Genomic DNA, 19994 nt, shown 5'->3' on the forward strand with positions numbered 1-19994 from the left:
CACCGCCAATGACCGTCAAGCGGATGGACAACGTCGGCATCGTGGTAGAGGACCTCGATGCCGCCATCGAGTTCTTCACCGAACTTGGCCTTAACCTCGAAGGGCGAGCCCCGATCGAAGGAGAGTGGGCCGGGCGCGTCACCGGACTGGGGAACCAGCGCGTCGAGATCGCCATGATGCGCACCCCCGACGGTCACAGCCGGCTGGAGCTGTCGCGGTTCCTCGCACCGCCGGTGGTCGCCGACCACCGCAACGCCCCGGTGAACGCGCTCGGTTACCTGCGCGTGATGTTCACCGTGGAGGACATCGACGACACGCTCGCCCGGCTCCGCCAGCGCGGCGCGGAACTCGTCGGTGAAGTGGTCAACTACCAGGACACGTATCGGCTCTGCTACATCCGCGGGCCCGAAGGAATTCTCATCGGGCTCGCCGAAGAGCTCCGCTGAGGCCGCGTCGGACCAACTGGGCTCGCGGCAACGACACGTGACGCGGCGTGGAGTCGATAAGGCGGGTCGGCCCGACATACCGAAAAGGATTGGCCGCGGGGATGCGGGGCCGTTCATGCTGTTGGGTGAACAAAAACCTTGCGCGCCGCCCCCGCACCCCTGACCCTGGTGTTAGGCAGAACAGACTCACTTCCGTAAAGGATATCCTAAATGCCCAAGCTCCAATTACCTTTTCAGCCGATTCGCCAAGAGGTTTATACAAGCGACGAACTCTTCGCGCGCTTCGACCCCGGAATCCCCTCTTCTTGGGCGGATACTCCAGATTTTGCCGCCTACACGTACTTTGTGCGCGAAGGGCGCAGTGCTCCGAAGAACGCCTACTCTGGTATGATGCAGGCGCTGCACGACAGCGCCATCACTCAGGCGACCCTCGATTTCGTTAGTCAGAAGCGAGTCGTGGCGATTATGGGCGGCCATAAACTCGCGAGAAATTCGCCTGCTTACGCCTCAGTTGCCGATCTTTCAAGAAGGCTTACGCGGAGCGGCCTTCTCGTTTGCAGTGGAGGGGGTCCCGGGGCGATGGAAGCCAGCCACCTTGGCGCGGCGCTCGCTCCACATCCGGACGATGCTTTGGGGACATCACTGCGGAAGCTCGCGCACGAAGCGGTTGTCCCTGCACTGGGCGCGATTGTCGATAGCGGCGGCCAAGCTGACGCACAGCTTGTCGAGGCCGCTCACCGGTGGTTTGCGCCCGCGTTCGAGATACATTCCTCTCTTACAGTGCGCGGCGAGAGCCTTGCTATCCCAACCTGGCACTACGGGCATGAACCTGCCACCCCGCTGGCGTCTCACATCGCGAAGTATTTTCAGAACAGCATCCGGGAGGACGGCCTCCTAGCCTTGGGCTCACACGGCGTCGTCTTCGCCGAAGGGAAAGCCGGCACGATCCAGGAGATCTTCCAAGATGCTGCGCAGAACTACTATCGATCGTTTGGCCACTTCAGTCCAATGGTTTTATTCGGAGTGAAGTACTGGACCGAAACGTTTCCGGTTCTCCCTGTGCTACGTGCGCTGTTTTCGCGTGAAGATTTCGATCGTCTCGTGCTAGCAACGGACGACATCGTTCAGGCGGTAACGTTTATCGAGTCATTCGAGCCGTAGCGGCTAGGGATCGTTGTACATGCACACCGGTGCTCCGCAGGGTAACAATATGTTGCCGCGGACCAGCGGCCGGTTCTGGGCAAGCATCGCGGCTACTGCTGGTGCCTCCCGCGCTGAAGTGTGGTTAGAGCGACGATGCTAAACCAGATAGCTGACTCCGGAGATCGATGATGCTTGGCATCCTAGACTTAGACACTACGTCCAATCTGATCAGTGGGTTCGGCGGCGCGATCCTCGGGGTTCTCGCTACGGTTTGGTTTGAGCGAAGCAACGCTCGGAAAACCATGGCTTTCGATCTTCATCGAGAGTTGAATCAGGAATCGATGATGAAAGCTCGGATGGATGCACAAGCAACTCTTGCTGCATACTCCGACTACCATCTTGGGGAGTTGATCCGGGAAGTTCCGGATGAACTCCATTCGGTATGGGTAATCTCAGGGTTCTATGATCGTCTTCGTATCGCCCTTGATCACAGATTGGTGGACAGTCGCTTTGTCTCGCCTTTATTCGGATCACTGTTCTGCTTCTTCTATTTTGGCTTCTTCGAAGATCAGCTACTCCCGGCTGAGTGGGACATCTCGAAAAATATGAACAAGCTTGCGGATACGCTGCGCTCAAACACGCCGCGGAACGAGTGGAAGGCATGGGTAGAAGCTGCGCGGCGAGAAGCTACTCGCGTTCGCGATGCGACAGCGAAACGCCGGCTGAAAGTAGATCCCCAACGCCTTGGCTGACGAGGCTTCTGCCGAGTAGGTGCCTGAAGCACATGGGATCAAGTTCGACCGACGAACGTCCACGCAGGAGTTCGCACCGGCGACACGCTGCGCTTCACCCAAAAAAGAACCGCGGTTGTTAGGTCTGACACCTCAAACGGTGGCCCAACAATCGGGTGCAGGGGATGCGGGGCCGGCTATGCTTTCCGCAGACGAAAGAGTTGCTCGCCGGCGCCCGCACCCCTGACCTTTGTGTCGTTTAGGCACCTCAACTTGTGAGCAATGAAAGATGCGTCCCAAGCGCCACGTCTGTTGGGTAGCTGCACTGCTGACGCTTGCCGCGTGTGGTGACGGTGTAGATCAGGAAGAAATCGACGCCTGCGTGCGACGTGGTGTGGAGTACTTCAAGGAGATTGGATCGTACCCGACGCTCCATTCGTCCCCGAACGGTGGACGGTCGGCCGAGGATGTCGCGATAGAGCGCTGCAACAGAACAACGACTGCGTTTTAGGTCCGTGAAAGCTTCACGGCAGTCGCAGATCCTCCTGCGGCTGCCGTGCAATCCTTACGCAAGCGGTGCCATCCCCGCGCCTGCGCCCATTGCGTGGCCCCATCCCTCGCCTCGCGCAGGCTGCTGCCGAACTCCAGCACCGATGCCGCGACGAGCAGATCCATTGCCAGCTCGTCTTCCGGTGCGTAGCGGGCGAGCTTGATCGAGGAGTTGGCCACCGCTTCGAGTGCGCCAAAGTACATATCCATGGAAGATTCGCTCTCCCGCGATTTGAAGGCAGTTGGACGGCCAGTCCAGGTAATTCGCTCGTCCTCGTCACCGAATCCGCTCCTTCACATCATCCGTGAACTGCGAAACCTTGAAATTCATCTCCGGTCGAGCCAAATGTCGGTTTCCAAAACCGCGGCTAAATACGAAGATACGGAACAAACGGGAATTTGGCGTGACATCGAACTGAACGCCTGGTGGATAGATCCTATAACGGAGTCAGAGTTTGCGGAGTTGAGGAACGCGCGGAATTACAATCCCTCTGACATCACGCGCATGCTCGATTGGTTCAACGATGCGCAGAAGGTATGGGGGGTCGATGAACTGGTTCGGCAGTGAACTCTTTCTCACGGGAGATCGTGCTGACGCTCGGAATCGTGGCACGTAGCCCCTGACTATCGCCGACATGGGATCGCTCGACTGCAGCGTCACAGTCTGCGCGAGGTGCAATGGCTTTCGTCATTTGTGGTGGCGCTCACGCGCAACGTGCGCATGGTGGTCACCGCCTAATGATCGGCTGCAGGGGATGCGGGGCGTGGCATGATTTCGGCGGACGACAGGCTTTGCACGCCGGCCCTGCATCCCTGACCCTTGTGTCGTTAGGCCGGCCAGTTTTCCACCACTTGGGCTGATGCGCGATCCCGTGACGTACTGCTTCCATGCGAGTATTTGCAGAATAGCATGTGTTGTCTGCCTAAATAGCATGTAGGAGTCAGGCAGACGACGTACATCCAACCACTGACTTGTCGATGCAGAGCTATATCAAAAGCCTCACCCCAGATACGGTGAACCCCGGAAACGGCTGGGGATTTGTTGCGGCCCCCGATGGCGGCCGCGACTACTACTTTACACATGCCGAAGTTGCTGGAGTCCCTTATCCGCAACTCGAAGTAGGGATGCAGGTGACGTTCACTCCGAATGCAGCCAACCGCCGAGCAAAGGCGGTTCAGCCGCTCAGCAGCGAGCGTGAGCCGGATGCAAGTAGCACCCCAGCAGTCGAACAGGGCGCTGCTACCACTACCGAGACAATTCGTAGCCAAGTTAGATCTTCTCTGGAGCGTATCAACGAGGTGGAGAACCCCGAAGAATTTGAAGATAGCACTTTTCTGCTTCTCCGGTTGCTCGGAATACACGACCTATACCAATTCGACCGAGCTAATCAGGCTGGGAAGGCGGATGGCTTTTTCCACGTTGGAAACCTGGCAGTGATGTATGACTGCACTCTTCGCTCGGATTACTATGAATTCAAGCGTGCACAGATCGAGAACTATGCGAATAGACTCGCCACAGACGCGCGCTTAAAACTCGAACTCCGCCGAGTGGATGGTGGTACGAGTTGGAAGAGTATAAACGTCACGGGCAAAACCAGGCAGGTGTGGATCATTACTCGGGGCCAGAGCCGTGAACTCGAAACTATCGATGAGGTAAAGGTAAAGGAGGTTGCCATTTCGGACTTGCTAGCGATCCTACACAAGCGGCTGACGTCCGCCACCTTCGAATGCGACGACCTCGCAGCAGCCCTGACCTTGGTCGACAAAAAGTGAACTTTCAGCGACCTAGCACAGCCTAGTCGTTGCCTGTCTCAGCGGCGCGGCCGTCTAGGATCCGCGGGATGTGACAACGGTGCGCGCGCGGCTTAACAATCGGCTGCAAGGATGCGCGTCGGGCATGTTTTAGCCGGACAAAAGGCTTGAGCGCCCGCCCCGCACCCCTGACCCTTGTACCTCTAGGCTCAGCGGCTTTCGTCCTTGGCCGTCCCGGCTTGCCCCACACGCAAAACTTGGATGCCCGATGATAAGCGAGTACCGGCAGTGGCTACTGGATCAGAAGTACGCTGCAAATACCGTAACAGCACAGATCCACCGCGTAGCGCGCGTAGAAGAGTTCCACGGCGACCTGGACGAGCACTACGCGAACGACCGGATGACCACACTCCTGGCGCTTCTGCGGTACTCGACAGAGGATCTCCGCCGGAATCGGCCCAATCCGACACTCATCCCAATCGAAGGCGACCTCCGAGCCAACTTAGCTTCCTACCGGAGTGCCGTGGAGGGGTATCGGAGGTTTCGAGATTCAGGTGACCTACCGCAGGGCGACAGCGACGTTGCGCAGACCCGATCGGTCGATGTCGCCGAGGATATGGGGCATCGGATCGGGCTTGAGCGTGACATGCAAGCCGCGTTGCGACTGGCGATAAGTCAGCTCGAACCCGGACTAGTCATCATTGACGATGGCGTCGAGCGGTCAGTGGAATCAGGATTCATCGACATCACTGCTCGAGACGCGACCGGCGCGATAGTGGTGGTGGAGCTCAAAGCTGGAGTTGCGAGTCAACGGGCTGTGGCGCAGATCCTCAGTTACATGGGTGATGTCGCTGTTGAAGAGGACGGCACTCCCATTCGAGGTGTGTTGATAGCCTTCGAATTCGACTCTAGAGCTAAGTCTGCCGCACGGATGGTACCGAACCTCGTTCTTCGAAAATATAGCGTGCGCTTCTCATTTAGAGATGGACATGCCTGATAGGGACGCACTCTGGCACACGAGAAGGAGCCCGGGGTCCACGACGGGACCCCGGGCTCTATGCAACGGGACAATCACCACTGCAGTCGAAGGTGGCTACCCGCGACAAGACCGCCGTCCGCCAACTCTCAATACTTGACTTCGCAGCCGTAGGGCTGGGTCTGGGCGACCTCGATCTGGCGGCCCGCGAGCCCCGCGTCGAGCGCGGCGCGGACGTAGTTCGTGGCTCCCGCGATGTCTTTGGTGCTCGGCGAAGGCCGGTTGTCGATCGCACCGGCGTAGCGAAGCACACCCTGCGGATCGATGATCGCGTACTGCGGCGTGTTGCGGGCGCCGTACTGCCGTCCGAGCACGCCCGCCGTGTCGCGGATGATGGCGGTCGGCGCGGCGCCCTTGTCGCGAGCCATGTCATCGGCCTTTTCCGCGTTCGTGTATCCCTGCCTTCCCGGGCCCGACGACACGACCACGAGCCAGATCACCCCCTTCCTGGTGTACTCCTGCTGCATGGCCTGCGAGTTCCCTACCCCGTTCACCAAGGCGTAGTGCTTCTTGGTGTACGGGCATCCGTGGTTGAACCACTCCAGGACGACCCACTTCCCCGCATAGCCGACGAGCGAGTGCGATTGGCCGCGCGTGTCGGTCGCCGTGAATGCTGGCGCGGGGCTGCCGACGGTCAGGAGGTCCGGCAGGCTCGCCGGGTCCTCGTGCGCGGCGATGAACCGGCGTGCGGCGATGCCGCCGAGCAGCAGGACGGCAACGGCAACCGCGGCGATGATGCGACGCTTGCGGGAGCGGCGCGGGGTGATGGTCGTGTCAGTCATAAGGTTCCTTCGAGGGTCAGTGAGGGTTGGATTCGGCCGCTGGCCGGCGCCGCCGGCCTTGGGGCTGGGGATGGTGACGCCGCGGCGCGTTCCAGCGCGCCGGTCACGATGCCGGAGGTAAGCAGCGTGGGCATGACGATGGGCGCCGCACCGCGCGCCCGAGGGTAGACGACGACGAACGGCACGCTGGTGCGCCCGAATGCGGCGAGTGCGCGCGTCACGGCGGGGCTTCGCGTGGTCCAGTCGGCACGCAGCAGCACGACATCGCGGTCACGGATCGCTGTTCGCACCGCCTCCGATCCGAACGCGACGCGCTCGTTGACCTTGCACGTGAGGCACCAGTCGGCCGTGAAATCGAGCAGGACGATGCGGCCGCTGTCGCGCTGTGCCTCCAGCAGCGCCGCGCTGTACGGCCGCCATGCGAGCGCGCCCTCGGCCGCCGCCGCGCTCCCCGCCTGCACCCCGCCCGGCGCCGATGCACCCAGCGCGCGCGCACCCGAGACGAGCGCGAACGCGCCGGCGGCTGACGCGAGTGCGAGCACCTGGGCGAGTCGGCGGCGGCCCACCGGTGACGCCAGGGTGCCGAACCGGCCGAGCGCCCACAGCCCGAACGCGAGCAGGGTGCACGCGGCGAGCAGCGCGACCAGCGCGTTCACCCCGGCCTGCCGGCCGAGCACCCAAGATAGCCACACGACGGTCGCGAAGAGCGGAAAGGCGAGCACTTGGCGCAGCGTGACCATCCAGGCACCGGGCTTGGGCAGCCATGCACGCAGACGCGGCACCGCAGCCACCATCGCCAGCGGCCAGACCAGGCCCAGCCCCAGCGCCGTGAACACCACGAACGACGCGGCCGCCCCCGCCGTGACCGCGTACGCGACCGCCGCAGCGAGGAAGGGGGCGGAACATGGCGTGGCCAGCGCGGTCACGAGCACGCCCCCCAAAAAGGCTTCCACGCCGCGGGGGGCCCGGCTCGCCGCGGCGGAGAGGCTCCCGCCAACCGGCATCAAATCGAACACGCCCGCCATGTTCAGCCCCGCAGCGAAGATGACGAGCGCGAGTGCGCCGACCACTGCGGGATTCTGCAGCTGGTAGCCCCATCCGACCTCCGAGCCGGCCGCGCGAAGGGCGAGCAGCACGCCCACGAGCGCCCACATCGACACGAGCACGCCGGCCCCGAACAACAGCACGTGCCTCCGCGCCGTACGCGCGTCGTGTGCGGCCGCTTCCGCGATCCCCAGTGCCTTGATCGAAAGCACGGGGAGCACGCACGGCATCAGGTTGAGCAGCGTCCCCCCGAGCAGGGCCAGGAGCCCCGCGGTGGCGAGCGCGACCCATCCCGCGCCCGCGCCAGGCGCAGGTGGCGCCACGGCGGCGAGTTGCGCCATGGCGACGACCGGGGCATCCACTTCGAGCATCATGCGGGGCGCGCCGCCGCCCGGTGAGGCGGCGGTGTCGATCGCGAGCACCCCGGTGATGCGGGACGGCGTGCCGGCCGCGTACGCGGAGCGGCCGATTTGCAGCTCCAGGCCGGCCGGCCACTCGCGAACCCGGGGCTGCGCCGCGTGGTCGATCACCGCCGTCGAGTCGATGAAGAACTCCACGCGAGGCGAGGTGCTTCCCGACGCGATCGCGGCTCCACCCGGCGGATACGCGTGCAGCACTACGTTCGTGGAATCGACTGCCGCGCTGAACGTCCAGCCGTCACGCCGCGCCGGGACGCGCGCGGCCTCCGCGGCGAACGCGCGGGCGACGGTCTCGTCGGCGATCGTTCGGACGGCCACGGGCACGGCGAGCGCGACCTCCACGTCCCCCGCGACGCACTCCAGCTCGCACACCACCACCGAGATGGCCGCCACGACGTTCGCGGTCGACCCCACGCGCGCGGACGACGGCACGTGCACCGCGCCGAGGAGGTGCACCTCGCGCTCGTAGCCGTATGACGCAAGCGGCGGCGATTCGATGCGTTCCGGCGTGGGCCAGCGGAGCGGAGCGGCGGTAAAGCCGTCCGGCAGGCGCCAGGTGACCTCCGGCGCGCTGCCCACGTCCCCCGCGTGGCGCCAGTACGTGTGCCACCCCGGGTTCGGCCGCAGCCGGATGGCCACGGGAATCGTGTCACCCGGCGCCACCGCCCGGGCGGCGCTCCGGAGTTCGACCTCGACGGGACGGTCGGACGCGGCGCGCACCAGCGATGGCGGTGACTGGGCCGTGGCCCAGGCCGGGAGCAGGGCCGCGGCGAGGGCGGCCACGAGAATGCGGTTGCGGATCATCGAGATGGATCGCGTTTGAAGTGCATGCGTCGGGAGGCTATGGGGACGCACGACTACCGGATCTTCCGCAGGCGCCGTCCGGGGCTCCCCGCATCCCGCGCCTCGAATCCCACGACCCGGCCATCAGCGTCGGCGAGAAAGGTGATGGTGTTCCCGGAACCAGCGCTCCCGCGCTCGTAGGTCGCCCCCGACTGATGCACCAGCGCGCCCTTCTCGCCCCAGGGTGTCGTGACGACGAAGGAGCCCTCCTCGAAGCTTACCCTGAACACCGCACCGGGCCGCATCTCGTACTCGCCCACGAACTGCCGGCGGGCGTCCTCTCCGGCAATGCCCGTGGCCGGGGTGCCGGCGACGGCGGGCTGCGGCGCCGGAGTGCGCGTGGTCGGCGGCGTGTGACCCAGGGCGAGCGCCGCGATCACGTGGGTGCCCCCGGCGGCCACACGGGGGTAGACGTTGTACAGGAGGGTCACCGACAGCGAATCGGCCGGGTACCAGCCGTGCTCCGAGACGAACCCCGTCACGTCCTGGCCGCCGTGCGTGATGGCCGGGGCGCCCCACGGCGCGGGGCCGACGGTCAGCCCGAAGCCGTAGTCCTGCGTCACCGCCGCGCCGCGCGGCGTGGTCATCGCCCGGTACGAGGCCTCGGAGAGCACCCGCCCGCCGTGGAGCGCCCGGTTCCACTTCGCCAGGTCCGCCGCGGTGGAGCAGACGCCGCCCGAGCCGAGCTGCTGTGAGGGATGAACGGCGGGGGGCGGCGAGAGCGTCCCCTCTTCGGAGCGCACGTATCCGCTGGCCCCGGCGCCCGCCGCGACCTCTCCGCACGACCGGAGCGCGGACAGCCCGAGCGGCCGCGCGATTTCGTCCCGCAGCGCCGCCCCGTAGGGCTTGCCGTACAGCTTTTCGACGAGAACACCAAGGATCATGTACCCGGTGTTCGAGTAGAGGAACGCCGTGCCGGGCCGTGAGGCCATGGTGTCGCGCGCCGCCTGCGCGATCAGCGAGTCGCCGGGCAGGTTCGCCTGGATGCGCGACCGGTCGACGTAGCTCCGCTGCAGCCCGGAGGTGTGGTTCAGGAGCTGCTCGATGGTGATCGCCCGCCACTCGGGGCGGAGCCCGGACAGGTGGCGGCCGATGGAATCGCCGAGCGTCAGCCGGCCGCGGTCCACGAGCCTGAGCAGCAGGGCGGCGGTGAACTGCTTGCTGTTCGAGCCGATGGCGTAGACCGTGTTCGGGTCCGCCGCGCGGCCCCCTGACACATCCGCCATCCCCCACGCGCGCTGCAGCAGCGTCTCGCCGCCGCGCGTAACCACGATGGAAGCGCTGGGCACGCCCTGCGCGAGCAGCTGAGCCTTCACCAGGGAATCGGCGAGCGCCGCGAGCGCCGTCGCGGAAGGCTGCTGGCCGCTCACCGGGCCCCGGGCAATCCTGGCCTCCTGCGCCTGGGCAGCGGAAACCGCCGGGGCCGCGGCCAGCAGTGATGCGAGGACGAAGCGGAATGTTCTGGACATGGATGGCACCTTGGGAGTCGGAGCGCGGAGATGGAGTGACACGCTGGTGTACGAGTTACCTAGTACACTAATATTGTGGGTCACTGATGGCAAGAGTCATCATCAGTCACCGTTCGCCCAACGGTAGATCGGAACCGCCGAATGGGGCGAAAGGACGTCGCCAGTCGGGGCCGAAGGGTCGTATCATCATCAGAGGCCACGCAGCGCCTTCATCCATCCGCCCGGCGAGACGTTCGATGCACCTGATCATGATGATCTCTCTCCAACAGGCCGCGCCGGTGTGGCGCGAAGGGGAGAAGGCGGCCGCCGTGATCGGGATGGGCACCGGGGCCGCGGTCGCCTTCCTCGTCTATCGCCTCGCCCGACGGGTGCCGTGGCCCAAGCCGTTCCGCCTGCGGTTCGCGGCGCTGCACCTCGTGGCCGCACCGTTGGCCGCGCTGACCTGGTACGCCCTTTCGGTCACGCTCGAGAGCTTGGTGCCCGGATACGTTCCCGACGTGCAGGGGGGCAGCCGGGTAGAGATGCACCTGATGCTCGGAACGATCTTCTACGCCATCGTGGCCGGGGTGGCCCATGCCGTAGAGGGGAGCGCGCGCGCCGCGCGGGCCGAGGCGATGGCGGCGCGGACGCAGGTGGCGGCGCTGAGGGCACAGCTGCACCCGCACTTTCTCTTCAACGCGCTTCACACCGTCGTGCAGCTGATCCCGGTCGATCCTGCACGCGCCATGGAGGCGGCGGAACTCGTCGCCGACCTGCTGCGCGCGACGCTGGAGGAGCAGCGCGACGAGGTGGCGCTCGGCGATGAATGGGGCTTCGTCGATCGCTACCTGGCCGTGGAGCGCATCCGCTTCGGCGAGCGGCTGATCGTGCGCGCGGACATGCCGGATGATCTACTCGACGAGCGCGTACCCGCGTTCGCGCTGCAGACGCTGGTGGAGAACGCCGTCCGACATGGCGCTGCGCCACGCGTGGCGGCGACGGAGATCGTAATCACCGCCGCCGGCACCGCGTCCGAGCTGACGCTCTCGGTCCGCAACTCGGGAGACGGCAAGCCCGCCCCCGCCTCCGGCGCCGGGACAGGAACGGGGCTGGCGCGGCTGCGTGAGCGGCTGGCGGTGCTCTATGGAAGCGCGGCGAGGCTGGCATGCGGCCCGGCCGCGGACGGGGGATACGAGGCGGTGCTCGTCGTGCCGCGGCACCGCGGGAGGAATGCGTGAAGGTGACGACGTTCGTCGCCGACGACGAGCCGGTGGCCCGCGCGGGGTTGCGCGCGATGCTGACTGCGTTCGACTGGGTGCAGGTAATCGGGGAGGCGGCCGACGGGGAGTCGGCGGTCACGCAGATCCAGGCGCTGCGGCCGGAACTCGTCTTTCTGGACGTGCAGATGCCGGGGCTGCTGGGGACGGACGTGCTGCGCCGGCTGGAGCGGCCGCCGTTCGTCATCTTCACCACGGCGTTCTCCGAGCACGCGGTGACCGCGTTCGAGCTCGGCGCCGTCGACTACCTGCTGAAGCCGTTCGGGCCTTCGCGCCTGGCGGGGGCCATGGAGCGCGTGCGCACCGCGCTCGGCGAGCCCGCCCCCGCCGACACCTTCGAGCGGCTGAGCGGCGCACTCGCGGGCGGACCCATCAGCCGGCTCTTCGTGCGGGTGGGCGGAACGCTGGTTCCCCTCCCCGTCGAGCGCGTGTCGTGGTTCGAGGCCAGTGGCGACTACGTGACCGCGCACGCGGCCCACGCCAAGCACCTGCTCCATCTCTCACTGAGCCGCCTGGAGGCGCGCCTGGATCCGCGGCGCTTCGTGCGGGTGCACCGCACCCACATCGTGAACCTGGACCAGGTGCGCGCGTTCCGGCGCGACGCCCGCGGCAACCTGGAAGCGGAGCTGATGGACGGCGCGCGCGTACCGGTGAGCCGCGCGAAGGCCCAGGAGATCAGGAGCCTGGGCCGGTAGCACGTGTGCCGGTCGATTCACCTGGATGTCCCGCCGCGCGTTGATGGCCGGGGCGGACGACGGCACGTTCATCTGCTTGACACCATGTCCAACATATTGATACATTATGTCCAATGAACGCGCGAGAGAGGATTCTGGAAGCCGTTGTGGGCCTGCTGGGCACCGAAGTCGGGGCCGGGTTCACCTACGACCGTCTCGCACGGGAGGCGAAAGTATCGCGTCAGACGCTGTACGCGCACTTCCCAACGCGGGCAGACCTGCTCGTCGCGGTGGCGGACCATGCTCGTGCGAAGCTCGATGCGGACCGCCTGAGCAGCCCCATTCTCGAGGCTGCCACCGGTGTCGACGCACTCGCCGCCCTGCTGGCCTTTCACGTCGCCTTCACCCCCAGGGTGCTGCGGGAGTACAGGGCGGTGGAGTTCGCGCGCTCCACCGACCCGGAGCTGATGAAGGCCTTTGGCCAGCGCACCCGCGGCCGCGACCAGTTCATCAGGCTCGTCATGACGCGGCTGGAGGCCGAGGGGCGGCTGCAGCCCGCGTGGACCGTCGCCACCGCCACCGATTTCGTGACCGCGGTGGTGAGCGCGTCCACGACGTACGAGTTGCTGGAGAACCGTGGATGGTCACCCGCGGAGCTCCAGGAACGCCTGCTCCGGGTGTTCACCCGGTCACTTCTCACCACAACCGAGGGAGGAACTCTTGAGCACTGATCCCACCGCGATCGCCACCGAGCTGTTCGCGCAGCTGGAGACGGCGTGGAACGCCGCCGACGGGGCCGCCTTCGGCAAGCCCTTCGCCGACGTGACCGACTTCGTGGACGTCCGCGGCGCCCACCACCACGGCGACGGAGTGGCCATCGGCGGGGGCCACCAGCACATCTTCGACACCATCTACAAGGGCAGCACCGTCCGCTACCAGGTGACTTCCGCACGGCAAGTGGTGCCCGGATGCTTCGTGGCGACGGTTTCCGCCACCCTCGACGCTCCCTCCGGCCCGCTGCCCGGCACCAACCAGTCCCGGATCACCGCCGTGGTCGTCCGCGAGGGGGACCGCTGGGCCATCACGGCGTTCCACAACACCCTCGTTCTCCAGGCGCCTCGCGCATAAGGACGGGAGCGACGGCGCGATTCTCCATCCACGCACGAGGCGGCGGCGCCCGGTCCCGACGCGCCGCCTCGCCTTCAAAAACCTGTGTTTCTTGTTCGGAGCGGCCCGCGCGGCTATGATGCACTGCCCCGCGGATGTCCTCCCCCTTACTGAAGGTACCCGATGCGTTTCTCGCGAATCATCCCGCTGCTCGTCGTGACCCTGGCCGCCGGAGCCTGCCTGCCTACGGGCGAGGACATCGAGAACGAACTCGAAGCAACGCTGGCATCCGTCGTCGGCCCGTGGACCGGAGCGTCGCCGACGCTCACGCTGGACTTTCAGCTGCAGCAGGGATCGGGGAACGCCGTGTCGGGAAGCGGCACCATGAAAGAGGCGGCGGCGGCCAACTCGGTGCCCATCACCGTGACCGGTACCTTTCAGCGTCCGCAGCTGAGCCTGACTTTCAGCGGGATGACCTTCGAAGGCCGCGCCGTGCAGGGCACGTTCACGGGCAGCTACACGACGGTCGGCGGCATCAACGCCCCCTTGCAGCTGACGGCCACGGGATATTCCAAGAACGTGACGATCCTGCTGCAGGAACGCTGACGCGCGGACCCGAGTAGCCTACGGCCGCGAGCCAAAACGCACGGCGTTCAACGTGTGCGTGCAGCACGTACAATACGGGACGAGATCCTGCGGCCGCAGATCGGGGTTGACGAGCTGCAGGATCCCGGCGGCGTCGATGTACAGGCCGCTGTAGTAGCTGGACTCGCCCACTCGCACCTTCTCCTGTCTCTCGTGCTCGTGCAGCGCGACGAGCCAGAAGATGGGATCGGGACGATCGAGCCGCGCGATCGCCTCGCTGTAGACGCTGTTCCACTCCGAGCCCACCCTGGAGAGGAGAAACCTGAACAGCGGCGTGTAGTCCAGCCCCCGCCGGCTTTTGCCGTGCATGGCGCCCCGGCTGGCGTCGGATTCCCCCGCCGCCTGGCGCTCCGTACGGAAGTTGCCGCCCACGTCGTGGTGTACACGGTGCGTCTGGGTGTTCACCTTCCGATAGAGCGGCTCCTTGTGCGCGCCGTGCGACATAATGTCCCGTCCCTGATGCGTGGCTCCTGGCGGGAACGCCCTCTCCCACGGACGCACAATCTGCGGCAGCCCCGGCGGGTCCACCACGGTTGCCGCGGCCCGCGTCTGATCAGGGGCGAGCTTCGCCGCGGTCCCGGGTGGGGCGAGAGCGGGGAGCGCGGTTTCGCTGGAGGTAGCGGTCCCGCTCGATGTCCTCGGCCTGGCGGGCGATCTCGCGCCGGGCCGTAGCCTGCATCCGCGCGGCGCGGGCCTGGTCGCGCTCGCCGTACGTCTCCATGGCGATGGTGCGCTGGCCGTTGATGAACAACTCGCCGTTGCGCACTCCCCACGCGCGCCCGCTCGGGTCTTTCCAGGTCCAGTCAGCCGCGAGCCGCTCGCGGTCGATGTCGTGCTGTATGCTGTCGCGGAACGCCCGCCACCTGACGCGGAACTCCGTCTCGATCGCGCCGCGTCGCCCAGCGCGCTCACTGATCGGGCTGGCGGAGCCACGAGCCGGGGATCACCGTACTCCGGACGCAGCCGCGCGTCCCTGCCCGCCGCGCCGGCGCCGCCCCCCACCACGGGCGGCGCCGGCTCCGTTTGGTGAAGAGCGGACTGCGCCGGGCCCGCTGCCTCAGCGGAATGCGCGGTGACGGCCGGGCGGTTCGCATCCACGGCAGGAGCCGCGCGGCCCGGGCTCGGGCCAGGCGCCACCGTCCCTGTGCTCTCGGGCCGCGCGCCTGCAGGGAAGGGACTCGCGGACGCGCCAGGCCACGCACTAAGCTCCATGTACGCAACGTGCTCCGCAGGCCGATAACTCGTTGGTGGTGACCGGTCCGGCGCGCGCGGGGCGAGAGCGATGACGAACACCAGCACCCCGTGCACGGCGGCGGAAAGCCCCACCGCTACGTACGAGCGGCGCAACTCGCGAGTCCGCGGGATGGAGCGGCTGAGTGGAGGGCGCACGGAGGTCGCGGTCGGGGTGACTCGGAAGGGCGACGCGTGCTACTCGCGCGCAAGCTCTGGTGTTCCGGCGTCACAGGTACGAACTGCAACAGCTAGTCCGGTGTGGCCACCTGAAATCCGACAGCAGCCGACAGCTATTTACGTCGTTAAAGTTGTGTTCTGCGACGTCTTCATCTAGCTTCGTCTATGTCCGCGACGCCTGACTTCCACGCATGAGAGGCACCGATGGAAACGGATCCGAACTGCTCCTGTTTGTACGACGTAGAGGGCAACATAGTCTACCGCGACCCGTATTGCAGGGCGACCTTCCTGCACTGAGATGTTCCCCAAGCGGGGAGTGAACGGGAGTCGGCGCGGAACGATCAGACTATCGGCAGGGTCAGCGTGAACGTGCTCCCCACGTCCAGGGCGCTCTCGACGGTCAGGTCGCCCGCCATGCGAACCGCCAAGTCGCGGCTGATGGCCAGTCCGAGCCCGGTTCCTTCGTGAGGGCGTGACAGATCGCTGCGCACCTGCACGAACGGATCGAAGATCGAGTCCAGCTTGTCCGGCGGAATGCCCATTCCCGTGTCGCGGATCTGGATGCAGGCGCGGTCGCCGGCGCTCGCGCACATGATCTCGATCCGCCCGCCCGGATCGGTGAACTTCACGGCGTTGGATGCAAGGTTCACCAGGATCTGCCGCAGCTTCTCCGCATCGGCTCGCACGGCGAGGGTGGGCGGGGCGGCGGGGATGGAGAGCGTCAGACCCTTGCTGCGCGCCTGTGGCCTCACCAGCAGCTCCGCCGCGGCAAGGGCCTCCCCCACGGGAACGTCCGTGATGTCGAAATCCACGGTGCCCGTCTCCAGCTTGGCGTAGTTCAGCACCTCGTTGATCAGCCCAAGCAGGTGGCGCTGGCTCAGCTGGATCCTCCGCAGGTCGTCCAGCTGCGCGCGCGTCACGGGCCCGCGAATTCCCATCTCCAGCAGTTCCGCGTACCCGCCGATGGCGTTGAGAGGGGTCCGCAGCTCGTGGCTCATCACCGCCAGGAACTCGCTCTTGGCGCGGTTCGCCGCCTGTGCCTCGTCGCGGGCCTGCTCCGCTTCGCGCCGCGCGAGCACCTGCGCCGTCATGTCGGCGCCGTGCGCGATGACCCCCGACCACGTCCCGTCGGCCTCCATGAGCGGAAGGTAGGTAAGGTCCAGGAACCGCTCCTCGAGCGCGGCGCCCGCCTGGCGTTCCACGAGCAGCGGTACGTCGCGGCCCACGAAGGGCTCGCCCGTCTCCAGCACGCGGTCCAGCAGCTCCTTGAACCCCTGGTCGCGCACCTCGGGAAGCGCCTCGAACACGGGCTTTCCCAGCAGCTCCCGGTGGCCGACGAGCTGGTAGTATGCGTCGTTCACCAGCTCGAAGACGTGATCCGGCCCGCGCAGCACCGCCAGGAACGTGGGCGCCTGGCGAAACACGTCGGCCAGCCGTGCCCGCTCCAGTTGCAGCTCGCCCAGCAGCTTCTCGCGCTCCCCTTCTATCGCGCGCCGGGCGCTGATGTCGTTGAACAGCATGGCGATGCGCCGGTCCCGGGGCGCTCCGACGCGGAAGATGAAGACGTCGAACCATCTGCCCAGCCCCTCGGCGGCGGACTCGAACCGCGCGGGCTCGCCCGTGGCCGCCACCCGCCCCACCATCTCCACCCAGTGTTCCTCAAGCCGGGGGATCACCTCGCGTGCCGTGCGTCCGACCGGGTCGGAGATGCCCGAGTGCTCCACGAAGGCCGGGTTCGCCTCCAGGTACCGGTAGTCGACCGGGCGGCCGTCCGCATCGTGGAGCACTTCGGCAATGAAGAACCCCTTATCCAGGCTGTCGAAGAGCGACTTGTACTTCGCCTCGCTCTCCATCAGCGCCTCCGTCTGCATCTCCAGCTCGGCCGTCTGCTCCTGGAGCATCTCGTTGGCCCGGGTCAGCGCGGCGCTCTCCTGGTTCAGCTCGGCGACCGCCTCCACCGCCGCCGCGCGTGTCCGCTCGCTGTCCGCGTGCTCGCCGGAGAGCCGGTCCAGCGACGCCTGCAGCCGCACCTGTTCCGTCACGTCCTCCACGCGCTGGATCAGGTGCGTCACGCAGCCGGTGCCAGAATCCAGCACGGGCGTGTGGATGGGGCTCCAGTAGTGCTGTTCCCACGTCCCATCCGGCAGCGGCACCGGGTAGAGCTGCACGGGCATGGGGTCCGGCGCGCGGGTCGCGGCCGCACGCTCCAGCGAGGCACGGACGTTCTGCTCGCCCGTTGCGTCCGGGTCCTCCGGCGGATCGGGGAACGCCTCGAAAATGCCGCGGCCGACGATCCCCCGGGGGCCGTCGCGGGTCGACCGCGTGGCGCTCAGGTAGGCGTCGCTCGCGGCGACGATCGTGTAGCGCGGGGCGTCGGCCAGCAGGATGAGGAAGAGCCCGGGAAGTGCGGCGATCAGGCGGTCGGCGGGGGGAACGTCGGCCGGCCGGGACGCACCGCGCTCCCGGTCTGCGCCTTCATCCACGGTGTGCTTGTGCATGCGAGAGGACTACGGGTACCAGACGGGCGTGCCGCAGGTGCAGCACGCCCCTCATCCTTCGCAATTCCGTAGCCGCTATCCGGCGGAGTGATCCAGCCCCGCGCGGCCTCCACATACGCGCAGAGGACATGAGCAGCCGCTGGGTTTAGCCCAGGAGGCGGGGATCAAACGCAAAAGGCGTGGAACTGAGTACCCGCACATTCCCTGCATCTGCGTGGCGCGGATTCAAGAGCACGTTCGACTCCACACGAATGAGCGCGCTGGGAACCCGCAGCAGGAGTGAATCGCCCCGCTCTACCCACGAATCTCCAAGCTCCACGCACGTTGGATGATCGGCTACATTGAACCAGTCGTCGGGTAGAGTCTCGGTCTCGATCTCCTCCGCAGGCGCCGTATCTGGCACCTCCACCTTCAATGCGACAAGGTCCGTGGGGGCGTCCTCGATGTCGATGTGAACGAGGTATTCGAGAGCGGCAAGAGATAGATTCGACGACAGGTACACGACGGGTACGCCCTCGGAATTCCAACGACCGCCATGCAGCCGCGCGCCTTCTCCGTCGAGCTTCGAGTACGCGGCTCTGGTGAGGCGCCAGAGAATCATCAGCTTACGATCCCATGCTCGATCCTGCCGAGAACCCTTTCTACGGCGCGAGTTCCCGCGTCAGTCCCCAGTAGGTCGACTGGCCGCTTTCCTTCCAGAGCGCGATTTTCCTTGTGCAGCCACCTGGACGCTCGGGACATGTCCCCGATCGCTTCCTCCGCACGTGCATAAACGCGGAGCACGCGCGCGAGCCGATCGGACTGTTCAGGGCTGAGCAGCTTCTCTTTCTGCTTCCGGTCGGCCAACGTACGGCGCGATACGACGAGTTCGTACATGACTCGGGGTTCAACCAATCCCGAGCTGATTACATCGTCGACAGCTCGTGTTGGATAGCCCGCGGCAACTTTACCCGCTAAACGTAATTCGCCGCTCAGAGCTTCAGCTTTCCGGGCCTGTCCTCCTACTTCCAATCGATACCACTTCTGGATTACGGAACCGGCTCTTTCCGGAACGAATCGCCGCGGCTCTGCCAGTTCCTTGACGGCCGACTCCTTACCGGCACGGGCTCCCCCGTGCTTCTCCGTCGGCACGGCCTTGGTAGCGGATCTGGTGGCTTTTCGGCCGGTGTCGCTCTTGGTCGCCATATTTCATCCCTGTGCAAGATTGCACACGTAATTTGGCAAATCCCGCACCGCAGTCAAGAGTTCCGACGGAGCCCGACGAGACGCGTCCATGCCGAAGTCCCCACCCGCCCGCTGCACTCCTGCCCTTGCGAGTGGAGGCCGGAGCGGTCCATGCCACAGAGTTGCGCGGCTCGGGACGGCTCGCCGGCGGGGTAGTCCAGCCCCCGCGCGGCCTCCAGGTACGCCGACGGCATCAGCAGCCGCTGGATGATGGAACGCAATCCGGCGCGGACCAGCATAGGGTAGATGCGCAGCAGCGGACGCAGCCACGCCCCGCCCTTCAGCCGCAGCAGGCCGCGCACGTGCCCGGGGGTCAGGATGGCCTGGAGCCGCAGCAGGAGATGATAGCGTGCCGGTCCAAGGTGCTTCCGGTACTGGGCATAGAGCGCTTCCGTGCCCTCGCCGTGTACCAGGTCGCGCCGCAGGTGAAGCTCGCGATCGAGCCTCCATTCGCCGTAGGTCCGGGGGAGGTCGGGGATGCCCAGGCCCGTGCCCACCCGCCGGAACACGTCGTAGAGCTCGCGCTGCTCGTCCGCGGTCAGCGGCCGCGCTAGCATCTCATGTGCTCGCTCGGAGTAGTCGATGAGCATGTAGAGCACGTCGCGGTGCGCCCAATCCGGGATGCGCTGACCCCGCTGGCCCTCGACCGCTGCGTGGACCGCCCGGATGCGATCGAGCGTGCGCGCGGCGGTCTGCGAGTCGGCGAACACGATGTGCTGCGCGTAGCCGGCCGTCGAGAACAGCCGGCCGATGGGATCCGCCGGCAGCTTTCCGGTGAAGAACAGCCAGTCGACCGCGCGGTTGAGCGCGAACTCCGCGGCGGAGCCGGCGAAGACCAGGAGAATCATGTCTCCATCGCCCCAGATCCTCCGCACGATCGAACCACGTTCGACGAAATCCACTGCCCTGCCCCGCTCGCTTGGGCGAAGGGAATCCGCCGAATCGAAAGCTCGTCCGCGGTGAACC

The 19994-nt window shown here is 66.2% G+C and carries 21 protein-coding genes; 11 read left to right on the top strand and 10 right to left on the bottom strand.

Annotated features, from left to right (window positions below):
• The first annotated feature begins 8 nt into the window (after positions 1-8).
• From VF632_RS10710 to VF632_RS10720, 3 genes are all read left to right on the top strand, one after another.
• The gene (locus tag VF632_RS10710) at positions 9-446 is read left to right on the top strand and encodes a VOC family protein (protein WP_331022876.1); all 438 of its coding nucleotides are present in this window, start codon (positions 9-11) and stop codon (positions 444-446) included.
• 210 nt (positions 447-656) lie between these two features.
• Positions 657-1607, top strand: coding sequence for a hypothetical protein (locus VF632_RS10715; protein ID WP_331022877.1), 951 nt, complete (start codon positions 657-659; stop codon positions 1605-1607).
• A gap of 167 nt (positions 1608-1774) precedes the next feature.
• Positions 1775-2341: a hypothetical protein gene (locus VF632_RS10720; RefSeq protein WP_331022878.1), complete on the top strand. Its 567-nt coding sequence runs from the start codon at positions 1775-1777 to the stop codon at positions 2339-2341.
• 486 nt (positions 2342-2827) lie between these two features.
• On the opposite strand, the gene VF632_RS10725 is transcribed toward VF632_RS10720, so the two are convergent.
• Positions 2828-3079, bottom strand: a complete 252-nt coding sequence (locus tag VF632_RS10725; protein ID WP_331022879.1) for a hypothetical protein — start codon at positions 3077-3079, stop codon at positions 2828-2830.
• Here VF632_RS10725 and VF632_RS10730 point away from each other — a divergent pair.
• The 3 genes from VF632_RS10730 to VF632_RS10740 all read left to right on the top strand — a co-directional run bounded on the left by VF632_RS10730 (position 3078) and on the right by VF632_RS10740 (position 5618).
• Entirely contained in the window at positions 3078-3437 is a 360-nt protein-coding gene (locus VF632_RS10730; protein ID WP_331022880.1) for a hypothetical protein, read from the top strand. The two genes, VF632_RS10725 and VF632_RS10730, sit on opposite strands and share 2 nt — an antisense overlap.
• A 410-nt stretch (positions 3438-3847) precedes the next feature.
• Positions 3848-4642, top strand: a complete 795-nt coding sequence (locus VF632_RS10735; RefSeq protein ID WP_331022881.1) for a hypothetical protein — start codon at positions 3848-3850, stop codon at positions 4640-4642.
• Between the two features lie 247 nt (positions 4643-4889).
• Positions 4890-5618, top strand: a complete 729-nt coding sequence (locus VF632_RS10740; RefSeq protein WP_331022882.1) for an endonuclease NucS domain-containing protein — start codon at positions 4890-4892, stop codon at positions 5616-5618.
• A gap of 128 nt (positions 5619-5746) precedes the next feature.
• Here the strand turns inward: VF632_RS10740 and VF632_RS10745 are convergent, their stop codons facing one another.
• From VF632_RS10745 to VF632_RS10755, 3 genes are read right to left on the bottom strand one after another with little or no spacing between them, the layout of a single operon-like run.
• Positions 5747-6439: a redoxin domain-containing protein gene (locus tag VF632_RS10745; RefSeq protein WP_331022883.1), complete on the bottom strand. Its 693-nt coding sequence runs from the start codon at positions 6437-6439 to the stop codon at positions 5747-5749.
• The gene (locus VF632_RS10750; RefSeq protein ID WP_331022884.1) at positions 6436-8706 is read right to left on the bottom strand and encodes a protein-disulfide reductase DsbD family protein; all 2271 of its coding nucleotides are present in this window, start codon (positions 8704-8706) and stop codon (positions 6436-6438) included. The genes VF632_RS10745 and VF632_RS10750 overlap by 4 nt, the downstream gene beginning before the upstream one ends.
• A 53-nt stretch (positions 8707-8759) precedes the next feature.
• Positions 8760-10214: a serine hydrolase domain-containing protein gene (locus VF632_RS10755; RefSeq protein WP_331022885.1), complete on the bottom strand. Its 1455-nt coding sequence runs from the start codon at positions 10212-10214 to the stop codon at positions 8760-8762.
• A 236-nt stretch (positions 10215-10450) separates the two neighbouring features.
• On the opposite strand from VF632_RS10755, the gene VF632_RS10760 reads away from it, so the two are divergent.
• The 5 genes from VF632_RS10760 to VF632_RS10780 all read left to right on the top strand — a co-directional run bounded on the left by VF632_RS10760 (position 10451) and on the right by VF632_RS10780 (position 13857).
• A complete protein-coding gene (locus VF632_RS10760; protein WP_331022886.1) occupies positions 10451-11431 on the top strand; it encodes a sensor histidine kinase in 981 nt (326 codons plus the stop codon).
• Positions 11428-12165, top strand: a complete 738-nt coding sequence (locus tag VF632_RS10765; protein ID WP_331022887.1) for a LytTR family DNA-binding domain-containing protein — start codon at positions 11428-11430, stop codon at positions 12163-12165. Before VF632_RS10760 ends, VF632_RS10765 begins: the two co-directional genes overlap by 4 nt.
• Before the next feature lie 113 nt (positions 12166-12278).
• Positions 12279-12875: a TetR/AcrR family transcriptional regulator gene (locus VF632_RS10770; protein ID WP_331022888.1), complete on the top strand. Its 597-nt coding sequence runs from the start codon at positions 12279-12281 to the stop codon at positions 12873-12875.
• A complete protein-coding gene (locus tag VF632_RS10775) occupies positions 12865-13272 on the top strand; it encodes an SgcJ/EcaC family oxidoreductase (RefSeq protein ID WP_331022889.1) in 408 nt (135 codons plus the stop codon). The genes VF632_RS10770 and VF632_RS10775 overlap by 11 nt, the downstream gene beginning before the upstream one ends.
• Positions 13273-13434: 162 nt before the next feature.
• Positions 13435-13857 (top strand): hypothetical protein, encoded by a 423-nt coding sequence (locus VF632_RS10780; RefSeq protein WP_331022890.1) that lies wholly within the window; start codon positions 13435-13437, stop codon positions 13855-13857.
• An 18-nt stretch (positions 13858-13875) separates the two neighbouring features.
• Here VF632_RS10780 and VF632_RS10785 read toward each other — a convergent pair whose 3' ends face one another.
• The 6 genes from VF632_RS10785 to VF632_RS10810 form a co-directional block, all read right to left on the bottom strand.
• Positions 13876-14340 (bottom strand): hypothetical protein, encoded by a 465-nt coding sequence (locus VF632_RS10785; RefSeq protein ID WP_331022891.1) that lies wholly within the window; start codon positions 14338-14340, stop codon positions 13876-13878.
• Between the two features lie 109 nt (positions 14341-14449).
• Positions 14450-14662 carry a hypothetical protein gene (locus VF632_RS10790; protein ID WP_331022892.1) on the bottom strand — a complete coding sequence of 71 codons (213 nt, stop codon included), beginning with the start codon at positions 14660-14662 and terminating at the stop codon, positions 14450-14452.
• 985 nt (positions 14663-15647) lie between these two features.
• Positions 15648-17804, bottom strand: a complete 2157-nt coding sequence (locus VF632_RS10795; protein ID WP_331022893.1) for a PAS domain-containing sensor histidine kinase — start codon at positions 17802-17804, stop codon at positions 15648-15650.
• A 145-nt stretch (positions 17805-17949) separates the two neighbouring features.
• Positions 17950-18405, bottom strand: coding sequence for an RES family NAD+ phosphorylase (locus VF632_RS10800; RefSeq protein ID WP_331022894.1), 456 nt, complete (start codon positions 18403-18405; stop codon positions 17950-17952).
• Entirely contained in the window at positions 18405-18989 is a 585-nt protein-coding gene (gene parS, locus VF632_RS10805; protein ID WP_331022895.1) for a type II toxin-antitoxin system Xre/ParS family antitoxin, read from the bottom strand. The genes VF632_RS10800 and parS overlap by 1 nt, the downstream gene beginning before the upstream one ends.
• A gap of 53 nt (positions 18990-19042) precedes the next feature.
• Positions 19043-19930: an oxygenase MpaB family protein gene (locus tag VF632_RS10810; protein ID WP_331022896.1), complete on the bottom strand. Its 888-nt coding sequence runs from the start codon at positions 19928-19930 to the stop codon at positions 19043-19045.
• Between the last annotated feature and the right edge of the window lie 64 nt (positions 19931-19994).

The sequence above is a fragment of the Longimicrobium sp. genome (genome assembly GCF_036388275.1).
Classification (GTDB): Bacteria; Gemmatimonadota; Gemmatimonadetes; order Longimicrobiales; family Longimicrobiaceae; genus Longimicrobium.